An 18,908-nucleotide genomic window follows, 5' to 3' on the forward strand; every position below is an offset into this window, starting at 1 on the left:
GCTACCTGCCTTTCTGCTCACATATAAAAAATATCGACATTGTCACTATAAAATAAAACCATGTGGCAGGATTTGAAAACCATGTGGTAAAAAATGAAAGCGCAAGATAAATAAATACTTGTGCATATATAATATAGAATGTTGCATGCCTTGTACTTCTAATCAATTTCTCAAAGAAATAACCGATGCAGCCAAGTGCCGCGGAAAATACGACAACACCTGCTATTCCGAAGTCATAAAAGGCATCATAAAATAATGTCACTGTTGTAAGTTCCGTTTTATTTACAAAAATAGGGAAGTCCACTATCTTCGGATATATAAACTTAATTCCCGTAAGTGCCCAAAGAGGAAACAGCCCCTTTAACCCGAAGCTGTGTTTCGGCAATTCCTTTATCAGAGTATCCAAATTGTCATAATTATTTGCAATATAAATATATGGCTGACTTATAAATATAGGCAGATTATATTTCATTTCAAATATACCGTTAAGATACTCCACATTATGGCTTCTTGCCACAGAAAGCAATAAATATACCGGAACGATAAATACTATAACGCTCACAAAATATACAGGTCTTATCCTTTCCCTCTTTAATATAAGTAAGGTTACAAAGGCAAGAAGCACAGCAAACATAAACTGAAATCTTGATACACAAAGTATCGGTATCGCCATAGCAATAATATTTGCTAAAACCAAAAATATTACCTTTATAATCCCAAGCCTGCTCTCTTCATTTAAGTAGACAATACTGAAAGCCGGCACCAAAATACAGCTTACTGTAAAGTAATGTACGCCTGAAATATGAAAATAAGAGTATGCATGAGGAACACCTTTTTCAAAAAGAGGAATAAAGTCCAGTACAATGGCCTCTATATTAAAAGCTGTCAAAGATGTGAGCGCAAGTATAATGATACATGCATACATCATATCCTCATTGCTTCTTTCAAGCACTCTCTCTCCGTTTGAATAAGGATTACCCTTAATCGCCTTCAATATTTCAAATACAATATAAAAACATCCGAAGGCCAGACAAAAGCAGATCCATGTAGTATCTCCCCATGGTTTTGCAAGGTATGAAAGCTTCATAGCTGCAAGACCCTCACCGCCGATAAACGCCAGTGCAAAAACACCTCTAAGATTTACCAATGATTTTGAGTATCTGTATTCCTTAATATACAGATACAATGCCGCCAAAATTAGAACAAACCCGGACAGGGCATAACGCTCCATCCGGGATAATACATACGCTAATAAACTGCAAACAGTGTATATTAACATCCAAGCTCCTCTGTCAATTTCTTTAAGTACTCTTTAATCTCACTCTCTGTTGACATCTCAAGCACCTTATCCACCTTAGCTTTCAAGTCCTTGCTGTCACACCCGGAAATTATCTGTCTGGACTTCAGTATACTCGAAGCCGACATTGAAAATTCATCCATTCCCCATGCTAAAAGTGCAGGAATAAGCAAAGGATCCGCCGCAGCCTCACCGCACATTCCGACCATTATTCCGGCCTTTTTACCTTCTGTAATAATTCTGTTGATACTTCTGAGTACTGCAGGTGAAAATGGTGAATACAGACCTGCAATCTTTACATTTCCTCTGTCTACTGACATTGTATATTGAATAAGATCATTGGTACCTATACTGAAGAAATCCACCTCTTTTGCGAATATATCGGCAAGTAATGATGCAGCTGCGGTCTCAACCATGATACCGACTTCTATATTTTTATTATATGCAATATTCTTCTCATCAAGTTCTTTCTTTATATCATTTATAAGCGCCTTAGCATCTCTTATTTCATCCATGGATGTAATCAGCGGCAACATTATCTTGATATTTCCGAAAGCACTTGCACGAAGCAATGCTCTAAGCTGCGGTATATAAATATCATCTTTTCTGTCAAGGCAGAGTCTTATGGCACGATATCCGAGGAAAGGATTCTCATCCTGTACTATTCCCATATAAGGGATTTCCTTATCACCGCCTATATCAAGAGTTCTGATAATAACAGGCTTTCCTTCCATGGCCACAGCTACTTCCTTGTAGCTTTCAAACTGCTCTTCTTCGGTAGGAATACAGTCTCTGTCCATAAATAAGAACTCGGTTCTGAAAAGTCCGATACCTTCGCCGCCGTTTTCAATTACCTTTTTGGCATCCTCAGGGCTTCCGATATTTCCGGCTATTTCCACCTTCTTACCGTCCTTAGAAATACTTGGCAATTCTCTGTATTTCTTTAACAGTTCCTTGTTTTCATCATACTTTTTCTTTTTATCCTCATACTCGGTTTTTTCGACATCTGTCGGCAGTATAATGACCTCTCCGCTCTCACCGTCAAGAAGTATATCCGTGTCGTCACTTATATCCTCAGGAAGATTTGAAAGTCCCACTACTGCAGGTATTTCAAGTGCTCTTGCAAGAATAGCCGAATGTGAGGTCTTTCCTCCAAACTGTGTAACTATTCCGAGCACATTCTCTGGATTAAGTCCTGCCGTCATAGAAGGTGTCAAATCCTTTGCAACCAGAATACTGCCATAAGGAAGTTTTGAAAGATCGGTATTTTCTATACCGAGTATCTTCTTTATAAGTCTTGTTTTAATATCAAGCATATCGGTAGCTCTTTGCTGCATAAGTTCGTCATCCATTGAAGCAAATACTGCAGCATATTGATTACATACCTCTTCTATCGCATACTCCGCACAAACACTCTCACCTTTTATACGGTTAACTATCTCATCCACAAGCATAGGGTCTGACATAAGCATAATATGTCCGAACAAAATCTCCGCTTCCTTCGCCGAAGCATTCTTTTCCAAAGCCTGCGACATCTCTTCGGTCTCAGCCTTAGTGATATCCAGAATTCTCATGAAGTTATTCACTTCAGCTTCACTATTAGGAATACTTTTCTTTACAACTTCCACATTTTGTTCTCTGACTACTTTTGCAGCTCCGATACCGATACCCTCGGCAGCTCCTACGCCATAAATTTTCATTATAAACCTCTACTTACTTTAACTCACCAAAACCTGAATTTATCAAATTCTTTAAAGCTTCCAAAGCCTCATTCTCATCCCTGCCGTCACATGTTATCTTAATGGCATCACCACATTTTACACATGCCGCAAGCACACTCAGAACACTCTTGGCATTTGCTGTAGCATCCTTAAATATAATATATATTTTAGAATCATATTTCAATGCTTCCTTGCATAAATTGCCTGCCGGTCTTAAATGCAAGCCACTTGGGTTTATCACCTTAAGTTCTTCTGAAACCATCCTAAAAAACCTCCCTTAGTTTTCAGCAGCGGGACTGCTCTCTTCACTGCTGCTCTGTTCTACTGTAGTTGTCGTTTCATTTCTTTCATTTGCGGGACTTCCTATCATAACCTCAAAAGGAGTATATGAATCCACACTCAAACCTGTAGGCAATTCAAATGTAAGGGTTCCGTTATTGGCTCCTGCCGTCATCTTACTTACATCAAGAGTAGCCTTAATATCTGAATTTGATACGGCCTCAAGATTTGCGCTAAGGCCTGAAACCACAACAGTTATCCTCTCAGGAATGATATTTGTGGAAACTCCGGTTCTTGATCCCTTTATCTCCAAATCACCTATTGTCAAAGTCACAGACTTCTTATCAAGCGCCTCTACTTTCAATGTCACCTTGATATTCGTATCACCCATTGCCGATACATTTTCCGGAAGGAAATTTTTCACATCGACATCTACAATCACATCACTTGTCGCTCCCTCGACACTGAGCGCCGTTGCAGGTATCGTTACAGCGTCAAGTCCTTCAAGTACTTCGGGCTGTCCACGTACCTGTATGGATTTTGTACTGCTCTCAGCACCTGTAAATATATAACCCTCGGCCGCTTCTCCACCTACTTCAAAGTTTAATGCCAAAGTTCTTCCGTTTAACATTACGATACTGTAATTTACCGTATCAAAGCTCTTGGTAACTCTACTGTCGGATATTATAAAAGCATTTCCGTTGGCATCAAAATACTTCAGCTCGGCTTTTCCGCTTACATTCCCGTCCATTCCGTCGACATCAATCTCCACGCCGACTTTACTTATTTGTCCGATAACTGATACCGGACCTGTGACCGCCACCGTATTCTTATCAAGCCTTACCTCACCCACAGAATAACCGTCCGACGGAGTACCGGTAATCTTGGTAGTCATAGTAAATTCTTTTCTTTGCAAATCCTCAATACTTATTCTGACAATACTAGGCTTTGAAGTAACGGCACCTGAAATCAGATTTTTATTGTTCAACACTTCAACCGATATCGGTACAGCACCCGTTATGTCATACATATCTCCAAGATCTATTGAAGCCTTAAAATCTGACGCCGATATCTTGCTCTCATCTCTTGAACGTACTTCATAACTTACAGTTACCGTATTTGCTCCCATTAAAGAATAAGTCTTACCCGCATCGGTAATAACATTGGCATTTAAAACCTCAAGATTAACTGTCTGAGATCTTGTAACAACAGGATTTGAAATATTTATTACAACTATCCATACAAAAAATGCTATAGCCAAAGAGCTGATTTTCAAAACAAGATTATTTGTCTTTTTCATTACCTCTTCCTTTCAACAACTTTGACCATAAAGAGCTCTTCTTCTCCTCCGCTGTATTCTCAAGTAAAACGGAGAGCTCCTTTCTCAGTTCCTCACTGTCATTTACCTTTATCAAATTTCCGCCAAGTGCCACAGAAACCCTTCCGGTCTCCTCAGATACTACTATGGTAATGGAATCCGAAACCTCACTTATACCGATAGCGGCTCTATGCCTGGTTCCAAGATCCTTACTGATTCTCATATTCTCAGAAAGAGGCAGATAACAGGTTGCCGACACAATTGTATTTCCTCTTATAAGCACCGCACCGTCATGAAGAGGGGTGTTATGTTCAAAGATATTTATAAGCAATTGACTTGATACAATACCGTTTATCAAAATTCCGGTCTTTTCTATATTTACAAGACTATCTTTTCTCTCTATAACAATCAAAGCTCCCGTTTTCGGTTTTGACATTGTAAAAGCCGCATTAACAAGCTCTTCTATCGTACTCTCGCCTACATCGTCTGTAATTGCTTTATTGTCAAAAGCAAAAATCTTCATTAAATTTTTATTTCCCAGCTGCTCAAGAGCCTTTCTGAGCTCAGGCGCAAAAATTATAATAAGCGCAGTTACCGCAATGGTTGCAATCCTTCCCAGAATCCACAATATAACATCAAAGTGTAATATATATGCAATAATTGTAAATCCCAATATAATAAGCAAACCCTTTAACAAGGTCCATGCCCTTGTCTTTGTAATCCATGTCATTATTTCATATACAATATATGCAATAATCAGGATTTCAATTATATTGAGTACATCTATATGTGGAAAATATGAAAGTCCATCACGCATCAGCCTCGTGATTATGTTCATTCACTACCCCCATTATTTTTGTTATTCTTTTTCTTTCCCTTTGTACTGAACGATTGTACCTTCTTGTCTGCGGCTGTAATCGTAATCTTAGGAACAGCTTTTACAAAATAATAATAATCATCATCCTCAAACTGGGCATATTCGGACCTGCTGTAATCTACCGAGAAAACAAAGAAATTATACACATATGCAATAATAACAGATATCGCAAGTCCTATTATAAAGTCCAAAAGAGGAGTGGAGATATCAAAAATGAAATCTCCGGCAAATATACCGATCAAAATTGTAATAGCACCGGCAGCAATGGCTATCTGCCATGCATAATCCATATTCTGCTTATGCACCATATACACTATAAAGGTGGTAAGCGCAAATACTATTATAAATAAAAGCATAGTTTTATTTGAAAATATACCGTTTATTGCCTGTGAATACCTTTGTGTAATATCTACAGACTGTGTATTTGTCAAAACACCTATGTTCTGCCTCGCAAACATACATGTAAAGTATATAAGTATTCCGGCTGTAATAGGAACAATGCTTACCGCACTTCCCATAAGTCCTACCACAAGAGGAATAACATACGGTATCTTCACGGCAAAGAGTATCGGTACAAGGATCAAAAGAACACTGTCTCTCTTACCGAATCCATAGTACAAAAATAATGTAAGTATCAGTATAATACCTACCAGTAATGCCAGCTCAAAGGATGCCGTAAACAGATTTATCATTAAAAAACCAGCCACTATTAATACGCCCGCCATATAAGGCAGAAAAGCACCTATTACAGATAATACAATAGGAACCTGTATCACAGAGACTTTATTCTGATAACCCAGATTTATACTTATAAGCATCATAGCTGTAAATAATATTATATATTTGATTCCCTTATCTATTATGGAATGATATTTTGCATAGAAACCTTTCAGGCTGTTTCTAAATACATATAGCTGTAGCATTCTAACCTCCGATATTTGGTGTCTTATCTTTGTTTTCGAATTTTTTTTCAAAATAGTTCAATCTGTCATTGTAGACTTTAAGGCTCCTTTGCGCCTCATCGTACTTTTTTGAAAAAAATCTATATGTAATAAGCTCAAATGCAATCAATCCCAATATATATATAACAATGTAAACTACCGAAAACACTCCGACTGTAGTCACACTGGACATCAACTCTTCCAAATTGTAAAGAACGGCCAAAACAATTATAAGAAGAAAGCAAAAGGTATAAACAAAAAAGGACTTAAGCATTTGTTTACCCACATAATCCTCTTTGAAATAATTATCTATCTCAAACATCTGCTCGCCCTTCCTCTTTTTTAATAATGCTAATTCCGTCATCTGCTTTATTTTCTCTTCGTTTAGCATACTTTCTCCCAACACAAAACTTTCTGCGACATTTTCCATTATTATATCATATCTAAGGTTGCATAGCAAATATGGGAGTGGTGTTGATAAACTTTCACTTAAACAAAAAAGCTGAAATACCATGTATAATTTATGATATTTCAGCCGATTTTTATTTTACACCTTCTATAATCATCTTTGCCATGAAGTCAATTTTTTCATCCGTCATTCCCGGATATACACCTACCCAGAATGTATCATTCATAATACGATCTGTATTTGTAAGTTCTCCGACAATTCTGTATCCTTCTTTAGTCTCTCTCATCTGATCGAAACATGGATGCTTTGTGAGATTTCCCGCAAAGAGCATTCTTGTCTGGATTCCGTTTGACTCTAGTCTGTTTACAAGCTTTGCTCTCTCAACACCCTCTTTACAAGTAATAAGGAAACCGAACCAACTTGGATCTCCGTTCTTTACAGGAACCGGAAGTATAATCTTATCTTCTACCGGCTTTAGAGCCTCATATAATCTCTTGTAATTTTCTCTTCTTCTTTGAGCAAAGCCGGGGAATTTCTTTAACTGTGCCACTCCGACTGCCGCCTGAAGATCTGTAGGCTTTAAGTTATATCCGAAATGCGAGTAAACATACTTATGATCGTAGCCTAAAGGCAACTCACCGTATTGATGGTCAAATCTGTGTCCACACATATTATCCTGTCCTGAATGGCATACACAATCTCTTCCCCAGTCTCTTATAGATTTCATTATCTTGCTTAGAAGTGGATTAGAAGTATATACAGCTCCACCCTCTCCCATAGTCATATGATGTGGCGGATAGAAACTTGATGTTCCTATATCTCCAATTGTACCTGTAAACTTCTTCTCACCGTCTATAACATATGTGCTTCCAAGTGCATCACAGTTATCCTCAATAAGCCAAAGATTATGTTTCTTGCAAAAAGCCACAACAGACTCAAGGTCGAAAGGATTTCCTAAAGTATGTGCCACCATTACAGCTTTTGTTTTTGGTGACAAAGCTTCTTCAAGCTTAGTAACATCTATATTATACTGTGGTATTGTAACATCTACAAATACAGGCACTGCACCGTATTGTATAATAGGTGTAACTGTTGTTGGGAATCCGCATGCTACCGTAATGACCTCATCACCTCTTTTTACCTGTCTTTCACCTAAAAGTGGTGAAGTTAATGTCATAAATGCAAGAAGGTTTGCACTTGAACCTGAGTTTACAAGTGATACATATTTTGTACCGAACTGCTTTCCGAATTCCTTCTCAAACTCATCAAAATATCTTCCGGCTGTAAGCCAAAACTCCAAAGAGGCATCTACAAGATTTACCATCTCCTCAGAGTCATACACTCTGGAAGCATATGTTATCCTGTCACCCTCTTTAAATTCTTTTTTTATATTATGGAATTTGTCATGATACTCCTTAACCAACTCCAATATCTCTTTACGAGCATCTTCCTGTGTTTTATTTTCGAACATCTTTCCTCCAAACTATATCCTACTTTATATAGGATCTTATCTGACTTTCTGTAATTTCATTCATATCTTCACCATCGTTCCATGCTTTATACCATTCCACACTTAAATCAATAGCTCCATGTACATCCAGTCTCGGCTTCCATCCATATACCGCCTTTAACTTATCGCAGTTGAGTTTTAAAAAACCTGCCTCATGAGGACCACCGTCTGATTGAATTTTAAAATCAAACCCTTCTCCCCAAGCTCTTTTAAAGCTCTCTACCAAAGTCTGTGTATTTACACAATCACTGTCATCAGGGCCTACATTAAAGTAACCTTCAAACCTCTCTCTGTCCTGTGCCTGTCTCATAACTATATCAAGGTATATAAAGAGAGGCTCCAGTACATGCTGAAAAGGTCTTATGGAATTCGGATTTCTTATTATAACGGGATTTTTTGATATTGCAGCTCTTACACAGTCAGGAACTATTCTGTCCTTTGCAAAATCTCCTCCACCTATTACATTACCGGCTCTCGCTGTAGATACAGGTAAAGCATTTAAAAAACTCTTCTTGTAACTATGTGTAACAAGTTCCGAGCAAGACTTTGAATTGGAATACGGATCATAACCGTCAAGGAAGTCGGTTTCAACATATCCCTTATCCTGCTCTTTATTATCATATACCTTATCTGTTGTAACATTTAAGAAACTCTTTACGCTTTTAGAGAGTCTTACACATTCCATTATATTTACAGTGCCCATTACATTGGTTTCATATGTGTATACAGGCCTCTCATAAGAATCTCTAACTATAGGCTGTGCCGCCATATGGATTACATACTCCGGCTCTACCTCATCAAATACCTTCTTTAAATTTTCAAGGTCTCTTATATCTCCGATAACGGAGTTCATCTCTGTTTCCAAACCTAAAATATCAAAAATATTTGTATCTGTAGGCGGGTCAAGCGCGTAACCTGTAAGTTTGGCGCCACACATTATAAGTATCTTAGAAAGCCAGGAACCTTTAAAACCTGTATGCCCTGTAAGAAGTACTTTTTTACCGCCATAAAACTCTTTTAACTCTTCAAAATTCATTTATTCAGTCCACCTCATCCATGGAGCCTTTCCGCTTGCCCAAAGATTTTCCAATTTTTCTTTTTCTCTTTGTGTATCCATACACTGCCAGAAACCGTCATGCTCAAATCCCATAAGTTCGCCATCCTTAGCAAGCTGTAGCATAGGCTTTTGCTCAAATATTGTAGCGTCACCCTCTGTAATATAATCAAATATATTCGGATTCAACACCATAAAGCCGCCGTTTATAATTGCAGAATCATCTTCGCTCTTTTCTCTGAAAGATGTAATGAGACCCGATTCTTCCTTTTGCAGTACACCCTTTTGCTGTGCCAGGCTTACAGTAGTTATTGTAGCTGTCTTTCCATGACTATTGTGGAACTTAAGAAGTGCGTCTATATCCACATCTGCAACTCCGTCACCATATGTGAGCATAAAAGGTTCATCTTTCAAATGCTCTTTTGCTCTCAAAATTCTCCCACCTGTCATAGTATTAAGACCTGTATCAAGCACTGTAACTTTCCAGTCCTCCGCATTTCTTCTGTGTACTTCCATCTTGTTATGCTTCATATCAAATGTAACATCAGAATTGTATACAAAATAATTTGCAAAATACTCTTTTATCTTGTTCTGCTTATACCCTGCCAAAATAACAAATTCATTAATTCCAAATGTTGAATAATACTTCATAATATGCCATAAAATCGGCTGACTGCCAATCTCAATCATTGGCTTCGGTTTCAAATGGCTTTCCTCAGAAATTCTTGTTCCAAGTCCGCCTGCTAATAATACAACTTTCATTTTGATCTCCACGTTTATCAATCTGCATTTTCTGTAAAAGTTATTTTCATTCAGCCATATCCTCTAACTCATCTATTGTTTTAACAACAATTTTCCCCTCTTCAAGCTGTTTTATTGATTCAGCTATCTTTGCCAGATACTCATTATTCTTTTCCGCTTTTTCAAGCTTATTATATTCGCTCTCACTCAATATGACAATGTTCTTATTACTTGGACGTGAAATCAAAACTCTTTCACCTGTGCATACAAGATTACTGATTTTCTTAAAGTTGTTTCTAATATCTGTTGTTTTCAATGCTATCATAACAAACACTCCTTTGAAAAATCTGTACATATTTATGTACTAATATTAATACCTAAATATATCTGTGTCAATATAAAAAGTGGGTTGAAAAATCAACCCACAACAACATTTGACATATGACCAACATCATAAGAATTTAGATCACATCTAACCATATATTACAAATAATTAATGTTTTCGATAATATAATCATGTGATTGGTGATACCTTCACTACTACCGTATCACCATATATAAAAATACTACCTTCTTCAGGATAGCATGGTGCATCAATAAACTGCTGACTATGCCCAATCTCTCCAGCCCTATCTCTTCCATCAGCTTCAATTACAATACCTAATTCTTCCGATATAAGTCTATTCCATGTTTCTACACTAGATTTGTCACTCCACATTGCACCTACCTTCATAAGATAATTTGCATTCTTTAAAAGATACTCCGGAACTTTATAATTTCCAAGTGTAGGTACACCTAAAATATCCAATTTATATTCCTTTGGATAATTTCCTGCTTCATAATCTTTAATGATTCTTCTTCCAACTTCTATAGCTTGTTTATTTTGATATTGCATTGCAAAAGCATCTGCATTAGTTATTAATGTATTCTTAAAAGAGATAATAAACAAAATCGCAGTAGATGCACCCCAACAGATCCTAAATATTCTTTGGCTATTCCCCTCCAATCTAATTATTGTAAACTCAACAATTTTTATAAACAACGGTAAAATTAGCATTAATCCATCTGATTGTAGTATTTCTACCGGTGTATTAACTATTAACTCCATAGAAGTAGCTGCAACCGGTAATAGCAGTATTGCCACTATTACAACTACTTTTCTCCAAGTCTCCTTCATTAAGCGCATTAATAAAATTAAACTTAATATTGTAATGATAGTAATACATACATTCCACTTAATAATACCAAAACTATTGGAATAAACATTATGTCCAAAGAAAAAGTTTAATCCATGTTCATAACAATTTACTACACTATGAGGTAAATTATAAAATATTTTTATAATACTGAAATTTTCAATTCCTTTATAATTACCAAGCGGTATATTAAAAATTTTCAATACAGACTTCATCATAATATAATAAAGAATTACCGCCAGTATATCCATCATAATTATATTAGCAAACTTTTTTATCCATGTTTTATCATTATTTATGCAATAAACTATTAATATTAATAGTGTTAATGCTGCCATTTCATTAATTCCTGATTGATATATTCCTAGAGATAGTGCTATTATAAATGCACACCCCAGTGTTTTTATTAATTGATTTCTTCGATCATCACAAGATTTTCGCATAAAATAAAACATAAGCATAATAGCAAAGAAAGCTATTGAATACACATCTGAACAACTATAACATATTATAGTAGACATGACCTTAGGTGCTGCAACAGTCATTAAGATAATGGCAAAAGCAGTAACACTTCTCTCTATTTCTAATATCTCACATAATACCATACCACTTAACGCAAATACAAAAACAGCTACCATACTCAAAAATATAGGCATATTCATCCCGTATCGCATTTTCTGAGTAATTGGTAGGAAAAATCTTCCAAGAGATAATTCCCATCCGCCTCCAATTACATACTCACCAAAAAAATATTTATCAGGATTACCTATCTTATTTATAAATACATATCCATAAATACATGCTCCCAGCATGGTTGCTACAGTAAGCATAACCTTGTATTTATCATACAATTTTTTAAATTTCGTAGTCATAATACACTATTTCCTCCACTTATTATAACTAAACATTAAATCAGCTTTAAAATTATAGTTAAATAATAAGTTTTAAGCAAAAAATCTCTCCTCAAGCATCAAACATAACGCATGATATACAGGTAAATGTAACTCCTGAATCTTAAAGGTCTCCCTCTCAGGAACAATGATAATCTCATCACAAAATTCCTTCATCTTACCGCCGTCTCTTCCTGAAAGTCCTATTGTCTTCATTCCTTTTGCCTTAGCAGTCACTAAAGCATATAAAATATTCTCGGAATTACCTGAAGTTGATATTCCAAGAAATACATCTCCTTCATTGCCAAAACCGTTCACCTGCTGTGCAAATGACAGTAAAGGATTACAGTCATTGAGATATGCAGTTGAAAGTCCGACATGACCTGTAACTGCTATTGCCGGTAAAGCACCTTGCAAATTCCGGGCAAGTATATCGCCAAGATTCTTATCTACAGACTCCAGCTTATCCTGCAGTGCAATATCCAACTTTCTCGGCTTTATAAAGGCCTTCATAAGTTCACCGACAATGTGCTCGGAATCAGCAGCACTTCCGCCGTTACCTGCCACCAATAACTTACCGCCATTGGAATAAGACTCCTCTAAAACTCTATATACCCCAATTATACTGTCTCTTTGTCCTGTAAGACTCGGATATCTTTCAAGCAGTTCTTCCAATATCTTTAAAATACTTTCTTTCATATATTCTCCTATATCTAATACTTTATGATTATACTATGAAGTATAACTGTCCATACCACCGTCAGCCAGTTCTACACCTTTATCATACATCGCAACAAGTGTAGTATTTTCCAAGTAATCAAAACTATGCATGACATATGGAAGTACTTCAAACATATCTCCATCTTTAAAATCATACTCTTCTACTATGCCGTCTTTTTCAGCTGTAAACTTGAAGTGTCCAGAAATAATATAAAAGACTTCTCTATTTATTTTGTGATAATGTCCACCACGGAACACTCCCTTTTTTGATGTCACAACATTCATCTGATTATATCCTTCATGTACCAATTGCACAAGAGTTCCTCTGTCATCGTTAAACGTAAAATCAGGCTTTAAAATATTAATTAACATATTTACACTTTCCATATAATAAAAGGTATTTTCTTTATAAGAATACACCTTTTGTCTTATTCTTTTTTAAAAATAAAAAACTTACTTGCAATATAATTTATAATGATAACCAGTATATTAATAATTATCTTTGATAATGTATCGTCCAAACTTATTATACTTACAAAAACCCACATCAAAACTGTATCTAAAATACCGGTTGCAAGCCTTGCTGATAAAAAGCCAACAAATTCTTTCATTGCTATCTGAGCTTCCCAACTCTTGCTTTCAAATACAAAAAGCTTATTCGTAATAAAAGCAAAAATAAAAGCCAAAATCCATGCAATAATATTGGCTATCAAAAAATATTTCTTTCCAAATGTATTTGCTAAAACACGGTAAGATACTATATTGATAACTGTAGCTCCTACACCAAATACAGCATAAAAAAATAATTCTTTATATCTCAACCACAAATTTTTAATCATTAAACAGCTCGCTTCTCTTTTCAAATTTCACTTTGAAAGCAATCTTTAAATATTTAAAAGTTTGAAGAAGTGAATTTTGTGATTCACCTTCTTGTCTTGCTGCCCAATTGGAAGGAATCTCATGTATCTTAACCTTTAATCGTATAGGCTTTAATGCTGTCTCCAGAAAGAAAGGATGCTTTAACTCCTCCCATTTTATTCTCTGCATAAGTTTAGTCGGAGCAAGCCTGTAACCAAATGTAATATCTGTAAGTTTTACACCATAGAAAACAGCAAACATCTTTTGAAAGAAAAAATTTAAAACAAGCTTTACTTTACTATACCCTGCAAAGCTTCCCTTATGTAACCACCTTGATGCCGTAACCATATCGTTTGGATATCTTTTCCCCATTGTAATAAAATCTTTTACATTATGAGGATCCGTTTCCAAATCAGGCGCCATCATAAGTATATGACTTCCTGTAGCTTTCATAAATCCGTCGGCAACTGCACCTCCTGCAAACGGCCTCTTCTGATATAAAATATGAAGTGGTACTCCAACTTCTTCGCACACCTTTTGAGATTTCTTTATAGCCTCTATACTATCAGGTAGCGTACGATCACAAACTACTGCAATAAACTCTTTAATATCTTTATGTTCACATTCTTCCAATATAATATCAACTGTTTGATTGAATGAAAAAGATTCATTCAACGTCGGAAGAATGATTGAGACATTTTTAAATTCTTTTGTTTCCACAATTCCTCCTAAATTTCCAAGTTTATTTCATCTGATTTGAATATAGATTTCAACAACTTATTATCCATTATTGTCGAACTTGCTCTCTTTGCCACAAAAATTCCTTCCGAGTCCTCTACCTTTATGGCTCTAACCAAGTTCTTATCTACACCAAGTTTACCGACAATTATTATACCAACATCATACTTTGACAAGGCCTTATCAGACGAAATATTAACTACCGGATGTTTATCTCCCATTTCAATCAAATCCACAAGATAATCTGCAGCCTGTCTAAATGAAATAGTTGAGCGATATGAATCACTAAACATATCCATTCCGTCTCCTGATCTCAAATTCTCCACAATATAATCGTAAAAATGTTTCTTAGCTGACAAAAGACTTGTTCCTATTAAAAAAGGATAACGAACCACTTGATATCCATATGTATTTACTATTTTTTCCGCCAAAGCTTTTTGCTTTCCATAGGTATTTACAGGGTTTGTTTTATCATCTTCTTTAAATATTTTTCCATCTGTACTGTTCCCATAAACACTGTCAGATGACGGATAATAAAATGCACTGACATTTTCCATTGCATTAAGAAAGAAAGATAATGCGGTGATATTTGTATTCCAAGCTATTCTCGGATTTTTTTCAACTAAATCCGGATTATGATATGCTGCAAGATATACAATCTTTTTATCTTCATCTTTATACTCATTACAAAAACTGTTCACAGCATCAAAATCACAAATATCTAAATTTTTCCATGTGATTCTTTCATCCTTTAGTGTATCTCCTACTAAAGAAATATCTCGGCAACAAGCTACGACTCTTTCCTGTGTTTTATTCAAAATGGATTTTAGGATATATGATCCTAAAAATCCATTTGCACCAATTATACAATACATAACAACCTCTACAGATCCTTAGTAAGTTCCATTGCATCCAGCATACATAAATCCATATTTTTATAATTCCATGTTGCCCATCTTCCAAGGAGATTAAATGTAGAATCTTCTTTAAAATACTCTTTGATTCCGTTTACATTTGTATCGTATGCTTTATCATGAATAACATACGCATACTCTGAAAACTGATGGTCAAGAATCTTTTCAAATCCAAGTTCCTTTGGAAGTGTATTGTCATTTACTATATCATCAGTCACTTTAAAACTTGTACCTATAACTTCAAGCGCACCACAACCTCTGGTTGTGTCAGGATTGGCATACGGAGTTAATGCACTTTGATATCCTACACGATGGCACTTATAATCATGTGAAGGTATATATAGCCAAGTAATATCTGTCTTTGGGCAATCAAACAACACGGTTGTCAAGCTGTTATACTTTAATCCCTTTATCAATTCTACAATCTTATCAGGAAGCTGCATGATTTGTGGGAGCTCCGGTAGAGGAATAGTGCTGATGATTTTATCATACTCACCTTCACCGTTTATATTCCACTTTTCATTCACCTTTTCTAACGACTTGATTGTAAAATCAGTATGTATATTTAATCCCTCACCAATCGCATTTACCATAGACTGAATACCACCGTGAAGTGGATAGTAAAATGATGAATGCGGCATCTTTCTTTCCTTCGGATCTTTCAAAATTACTGAACGAATAATTTCTTTTTTAGTTGGAAGAGGCATCTTTCCTCTCATCCATCCTGTTCCCATATCTTCGAGCGGATAAGCCCAAATTTTTTCATTGTATGGTATCATATAAAAGTCTGCAATACTCTTACCAAAATTCCATGTCAACCAATCCTTGAAGTTATCAGGTTCCGGTCCCATCTGTGACAGTACAAAATCATGAACGCAATCTACTGCATCATCTGCATCCAACTCACAAAGTGAAAGTTCAAAAGGATATGATACATATTTGCCTGAAAAGAAAATCTTAGCATTACGATCGGTATATTTCCAATTTTCCTTTGGATAAATAGAAAATACCCAATCCATTACTTCCTTATGCTTTGAATTTAATATATGACCTCCATGTGGATCATACAACATTCCGTTTACATAGCGACTTCTTGCAAGTCCACCAATTGTCGGATTTTTCTCATAAACGACAACTTCATGACCCTTGTCGTGTAACATTCTGGCAGCACTTAAACCGGATACACCTGCACCTAAAACAGCTATTTTCATTATTACTCCTTTATACAACTACGATACTCACAGCATCTATTCCTACTGTATATTTTATGCAAACAAAGGAAATGTATCAGTACGTGACTAATACATTTCCATATTTTTATCTTGTCAAGAACTCATGTCCACCTTTTACTCTATCTCTCCAATAGTTCAAAAGATCTTCCATAGTCTGCTCAAATGGAATTACCGGCTCCCAACCTGTATGAGCAGTAAACTTTCTGCAATCCGGAACCTGTAAATCTGCATCAATAGGACGAAGTCTTTCCGGATCTTCCTCCACTTTGATTTGATCTTTCATAGGTGACATATTAATAAGTGCCTCTAAAGTATCACCTACTTCACATGTATACCTTCCACCAATATTATAATACTCTCCCGCTATAGGATTCTTTGTTACAAGTATATAGTAAGCTCTAACCGCATCTCTTACGTCTGCATATGTACGAAGTGATTTTAGATTTCCAACTTTTACAACTGGGGGAAGCATACCTGCCTCAATCATAGCAATCTGTTTTGCAAATGTGGACTCATGGAAAACATCTCCCCTTCTAGGTCCTGTATGAGTAAACATCCTTGTGGTCATTACTGTCATTCCAAATGCTTCTGCATAATATCTTCCAACAAGATCTGTTCCAACCTTTGAAATAGCGTATGGTGAAGCAGGATGGAAAGGACAATCCTCATTTATGCCCTCTTCAGGTTTCTTATCTGCCGGAATCTTTCCAAACACTTCTGAAGATGCACAAACATGAATCACCGGCTTATACTTATCATCAGCAACCATTGCTGCATGAACCGCTTCAAGTAATCTACATGTTCCAAGTATATTTGTATTTAAAGTATCTATTGGAGCTGTAAAACTGGTCTGAGGATAGCTCTGTGCAGCCAAATGGAAAATATAATTCGGCTTGATTTCTGTAACAACACGATATAGTGACATCTGGTCATTTAAGTCAGCATACTCAAAGAATACCCTATCCTTCTTATTTACCCTATCCAACAAATGATCTACATTGTCAAGTGGGCTTCTCCATCTGCATACACCGTAAACATCCCAATCTGTCTCTTCCAAAAGAAAATCAGCCAAATGAGATCCAACCATTCCTGTAATTCCTGTAATTAATGCTTTTGTAGCCATACTACTCCTTTCTTATGAACCTTCCTTAACAGATTCCAAATCAAAATACTCAGGTCTAAAATACATAATTCTTGTTCCCTCATTTTCAAATTCAAAAGGAACATAGACCAAGTCCTCAAGTGCTTTTTTTACATTTTCCTGATACTCCGGCTCTACATAGAATAACAAGAAACCGCCGCCTCCTGCACCAAGCAACTTACCACCTGTTGCACCGGCATCTATTGCCTTTTTGTATAAAATATCAATATCATTATTGCTGATATCTGATGTGATTCCTCTTTTAAGTTTCCAAGTATAATCCAAGAGTTTACCGAACTCTTTCAAGTCTGCCTTAGATACAAGCAGCTTTTGAACATCGTCAACCAATGCCTTCATCTCTAAAAGTTCTGCTGTCTTATCCTTTGTAGCCTTCACCTGATTCTTGGCAATATCACTTGAGAATCTTGAAAAACCTGTAAAGAATAACATCAATCTGTCATTCAAATCTTTCTTTCTGTCTGTAGAAAAGACCAGTGGTGTAACAGTATATCCGTCATCTCTAAAGTCTATTCTATTAAATCCTCCAAACGATGCCGCTATCTGATCTTGAATACCGCCTGCTTCATTACACAGAACTCTTTCTATATAAATTGCATCATCTGCGAGCTTTCTTTTATCAGCATATTTGCCCTTCAATGCATAGCAGGCATTCAACATACCAACAGCAAATGATGAACTTGTACCAAGTCCTGATCTTGCCGGAAGATCAGCCTCATACACTACTCTGAGTTCATGCATATCTAAATATTTCATGATGTTTCTAACGGCCGGATGCTGAATTTCATCAATTGTCTTAGTTCTCTCAATTATTCCATATGTTATTTGATTTGAATAATCAAAAAATCTGGGCAAGTGACGAACAGTAGTATAACAGTACTTATCAAAAGTAGTTGAAATAACTGCCCCTCCATGTTCCCTATAAAAGCCCTCATAATCTGTTCCTCCACCGAAGAAGGACATTCTAAATGGTGTCTGTGCAATAATCATAATCTCTCCTGCATAACAATATGCACTCCTTTTCCTTTTTTAACTCTAAATCCCAATGTAATCT

20 protein-coding genes are annotated in these 18,908 nt (G+C 36.1%); all 20 read right to left on the reverse strand.

What is annotated here, in order from left to right; genetic code table 11:
* Position 1: 1 nt before the first annotated feature.
* Positions 2–1,279, reverse strand: coding sequence for an O-antigen polymerase (locus tag HMPREF1495_RS09880; RefSeq protein WP_034214336.1), 1,278 nt, complete (start codon positions 1,277–1,279; stop codon positions 2–4).
* Complete coding sequence (gene ptsP, locus HMPREF1495_RS09885) at positions 1,273–2,997, reverse strand: phosphoenolpyruvate--protein phosphotransferase (RefSeq protein WP_034214337.1); 1,725 nt, start codon at positions 2,995–2,997, stop codon at positions 1,273–1,275. Before ptsP ends, HMPREF1495_RS09880 begins: the two co-directional genes overlap by 7 nt.
* 13 nt (positions 2,998–3,010) lie before the next feature.
* Positions 3,011–3,280, reverse strand: a complete 270-nt coding sequence (locus tag HMPREF1495_RS09890) for an HPr family phosphocarrier protein (RefSeq protein WP_034214339.1) — start codon at positions 3,278–3,280, stop codon at positions 3,011–3,013.
* A gap of 15 nt (positions 3,281–3,295) precedes the next feature.
* Positions 3,296–4,597 carry a CdaR family protein gene (locus HMPREF1495_RS09895; protein WP_034214341.1) on the reverse strand — a complete coding sequence of 434 codons (1,302 nt, stop codon included), beginning with the start codon at positions 4,595–4,597 and terminating at the stop codon, positions 3,296–3,298.
* Positions 4,581–5,453, reverse strand: a complete 873-nt coding sequence (cdaA, locus tag HMPREF1495_RS09900; RefSeq protein ID WP_007593768.1) for a diadenylate cyclase CdaA — start codon at positions 5,451–5,453, stop codon at positions 4,581–4,583. Before cdaA ends, HMPREF1495_RS09895 begins: the two co-directional genes overlap by 17 nt.
* Positions 5,450–6,415, reverse strand: a complete 966-nt coding sequence (locus HMPREF1495_RS09905) for a hypothetical protein (RefSeq protein WP_034214343.1) — start codon at positions 6,413–6,415, stop codon at positions 5,450–5,452. Before HMPREF1495_RS09905 ends, cdaA begins: the two co-directional genes overlap by 4 nt.
* A gap of 1 nt (position 6,416) precedes the next feature.
* On the reverse strand, positions 6,417–6,824 hold the full coding sequence (locus tag HMPREF1495_RS09910) for a hypothetical protein (RefSeq protein WP_007593770.1): 408 nt from the start codon (positions 6,822–6,824) through the stop codon (positions 6,417–6,419).
* A gap of 151 nt (positions 6,825–6,975) precedes the next feature.
* The gene (gene rfbH / locus HMPREF1495_RS09915; protein ID WP_034214345.1) at positions 6,976–8,313 is read right to left on the reverse strand and encodes a lipopolysaccharide biosynthesis protein RfbH; all 1,338 of its coding nucleotides are present in this window, start codon (positions 8,311–8,313) and stop codon (positions 6,976–6,978) included.
* A gap of 19 nt (positions 8,314–8,332) precedes the next feature.
* Positions 8,333–9,388, reverse strand: a complete 1,056-nt coding sequence (gene rfbG / locus HMPREF1495_RS09920; protein ID WP_034214347.1) for a CDP-glucose 4,6-dehydratase — start codon at positions 9,386–9,388, stop codon at positions 8,333–8,335.
* Positions 9,389–10,168 (reverse strand): glucose-1-phosphate cytidylyltransferase, encoded by a 780-nt coding sequence (gene rfbF, locus HMPREF1495_RS09925; RefSeq protein ID WP_034214349.1) that lies wholly within the window; start codon positions 10,166–10,168, stop codon positions 9,389–9,391.
* Between the two features lie 46 nt (positions 10,169–10,214).
* Positions 10,215–10,472, reverse strand: coding sequence for a type II toxin-antitoxin system Phd/YefM family antitoxin (locus tag HMPREF1495_RS09930; RefSeq protein ID WP_007593777.1), 258 nt, complete (start codon positions 10,470–10,472; stop codon positions 10,215–10,217).
* 189 nt (positions 10,473–10,661) lie between these two features.
* The gene (locus tag HMPREF1495_RS09935; RefSeq protein ID WP_034214352.1) at positions 10,662–12,215 is read right to left on the reverse strand and encodes a glucosyltransferase domain-containing protein; all 1,554 of its coding nucleotides are present in this window, start codon (positions 12,213–12,215) and stop codon (positions 10,662–10,664) included.
* Between the two features lie 72 nt (positions 12,216–12,287).
* The gene (locus tag HMPREF1495_RS09940) at positions 12,288–12,932 is read right to left on the reverse strand and encodes a D-sedoheptulose-7-phosphate isomerase (RefSeq protein WP_034214355.1); all 645 of its coding nucleotides are present in this window, start codon (positions 12,930–12,932) and stop codon (positions 12,288–12,290) included.
* 33 nt (positions 12,933–12,965) lie between these two features.
* Positions 12,966–13,325, reverse strand: a complete 360-nt coding sequence (locus tag HMPREF1495_RS09945) for a cupin domain-containing protein (protein ID WP_034214402.1) — start codon at positions 13,323–13,325, stop codon at positions 12,966–12,968.
* A 56-nt stretch (positions 13,326–13,381) separates the two neighbouring features.
* Complete coding sequence (locus HMPREF1495_RS09950) at positions 13,382–13,792, reverse strand: GtrA family protein (RefSeq protein ID WP_034214357.1); 411 nt, start codon at positions 13,790–13,792, stop codon at positions 13,382–13,384.
* Entirely contained in the window at positions 13,785–14,531 is a 747-nt protein-coding gene (locus tag HMPREF1495_RS09955) for a glycosyltransferase family 2 protein (protein WP_034214359.1), read from the reverse strand. Before HMPREF1495_RS09955 ends, HMPREF1495_RS09950 begins: the two co-directional genes overlap by 8 nt.
* An 8-nt stretch (positions 14,532–14,539) precedes the next feature.
* Complete coding sequence (locus tag HMPREF1495_RS09960) at positions 14,540–15,424, reverse strand: sugar nucleotide-binding protein (RefSeq protein WP_034214362.1); 885 nt, start codon at positions 15,422–15,424, stop codon at positions 14,540–14,542.
* Between the two features lie 8 nt (positions 15,425–15,432).
* On the reverse strand, positions 15,433–16,674 hold the full coding sequence (locus HMPREF1495_RS09965; protein ID WP_034214364.1) for a protoporphyrinogen/coproporphyrinogen oxidase: 1,242 nt from the start codon (positions 16,672–16,674) through the stop codon (positions 15,433–15,435).
* A 106-nt stretch (positions 16,675–16,780) separates the two neighbouring features.
* Positions 16,781–17,818: a GDP-mannose 4,6-dehydratase gene (locus tag HMPREF1495_RS09970; RefSeq protein WP_007593791.1), complete on the reverse strand. Its 1,038-nt coding sequence runs from the start codon at positions 17,816–17,818 to the stop codon at positions 16,781–16,783.
* A 12-nt stretch (positions 17,819–17,830) separates the two neighbouring features.
* Entirely contained in the window at positions 17,831–18,844 is a 1,014-nt protein-coding gene (locus HMPREF1495_RS09975; protein ID WP_034214366.1) for a GHMP family kinase ATP-binding protein, read from the reverse strand.
* Positions 18,845–18,908: the final 64 nt, after the last annotated feature.

It is taken from the genome of Lachnoanaerobaculum sp. MSX33, assembly GCF_000512995.1.
Taxonomy (GTDB): domain Bacteria; phylum Bacillota; class Clostridia; order Lachnospirales; family Lachnospiraceae; genus Lachnoanaerobaculum.

Coding starts and splice junctions, on each gene's coding strand:
- HMPREF1495_RS09940 (WP_034214355.1), bottom strand. CDS start 12,932: ATGAAAGAAAGTATTTTAAAGATATTGGAAGAACTGCTTGAAAGATAT.
- HMPREF1495_RS09965 (WP_034214364.1), bottom strand. CDS start 16,674: ATGAAAATAGCTGTTTTAGGTGCAGGTGTATCCGGTTTAAGTGCTGCC.
- HMPREF1495_RS09930 (WP_007593777.1), bottom strand. CDS start 10,472: ATGATAGCATTGAAAACAACAGATATTAGAAACAACTTTAAGAAAATC.
- ptsP (WP_034214337.1), bottom strand. CDS start 2,997: ATGAAAATTTATGGCGTAGGAGCTGCCGAGGGTATCGGTATCGGAGCT.
- rfbH (WP_034214345.1), bottom strand. CDS start 8,313: ATGTTCGAAAATAAAACACAGGAAGATGCTCGTAAAGAGATATTGGAG.
- HMPREF1495_RS09910 (WP_007593770.1), bottom strand. CDS start 6,824: ATGCTAAACGAAGAGAAAATAAAGCAGATGACGGAATTAGCATTATTA.
- HMPREF1495_RS09970 (WP_007593791.1), bottom strand. CDS start 17,818: ATGGCTACAAAAGCATTAATTACAGGAATTACAGGAATGGTTGGATCT.
- HMPREF1495_RS09905 (WP_034214343.1), bottom strand. CDS start 6,415: ATGCTACAGCTATATGTATTTAGAAACAGCCTGAAAGGTTTCTATGCA.
- HMPREF1495_RS09950 (WP_034214357.1), bottom strand. CDS start 13,792: ATGATTAAAAATTTGTGGTTGAGATATAAAGAATTATTTTTTTATGCT.
- HMPREF1495_RS09945 (WP_034214402.1), bottom strand. CDS start 13,325: ATGTTAATTAATATTTTAAAGCCTGATTTTACGTTTAACGATGACAGA.
- HMPREF1495_RS09935 (WP_034214352.1), bottom strand. CDS start 12,215: ATGACTACGAAATTTAAAAAATTGTATGATAAATACAAGGTTATGCTT.
- HMPREF1495_RS09895 (WP_034214341.1), bottom strand. CDS start 4,597: ATGAAAAAGACAAATAATCTTGTTTTGAAAATCAGCTCTTTGGCTATA.
- HMPREF1495_RS09880 (WP_034214336.1), bottom strand. CDS start 1,279: ATGTTAATATACACTGTTTGCAGTTTATTAGCGTATGTATTATCCCGG.
- cdaA (WP_007593768.1), bottom strand. CDS start 5,453: ATGAACATAATCACGAGGCTGATGCGTGATGGACTTTCATATTTTCCA.
- HMPREF1495_RS09890 (WP_034214339.1), bottom strand. CDS start 3,280: ATGGTTTCAGAAGAACTTAAGGTGATAAACCCAAGTGGCTTGCATTTA.
- rfbG (WP_034214347.1), bottom strand. CDS start 9,388: ATGAATTTTGAAGAGTTAAAAGAGTTTTATGGCGGTAAAAAAGTACTT.
- rfbF (WP_034214349.1), bottom strand. CDS start 10,168: ATGAAAGTTGTATTATTAGCAGGCGGACTTGGAACAAGAATTTCTGAG.
- HMPREF1495_RS09975 (WP_034214366.1), bottom strand. CDS start 18,844: ATGATTATTGCACAGACACCATTTAGAATGTCCTTCTTCGGTGGAGGA.
- HMPREF1495_RS09960 (WP_034214362.1), bottom strand. CDS start 15,424: ATGTATTGTATAATTGGTGCAAATGGATTTTTAGGATCATATATCCTA.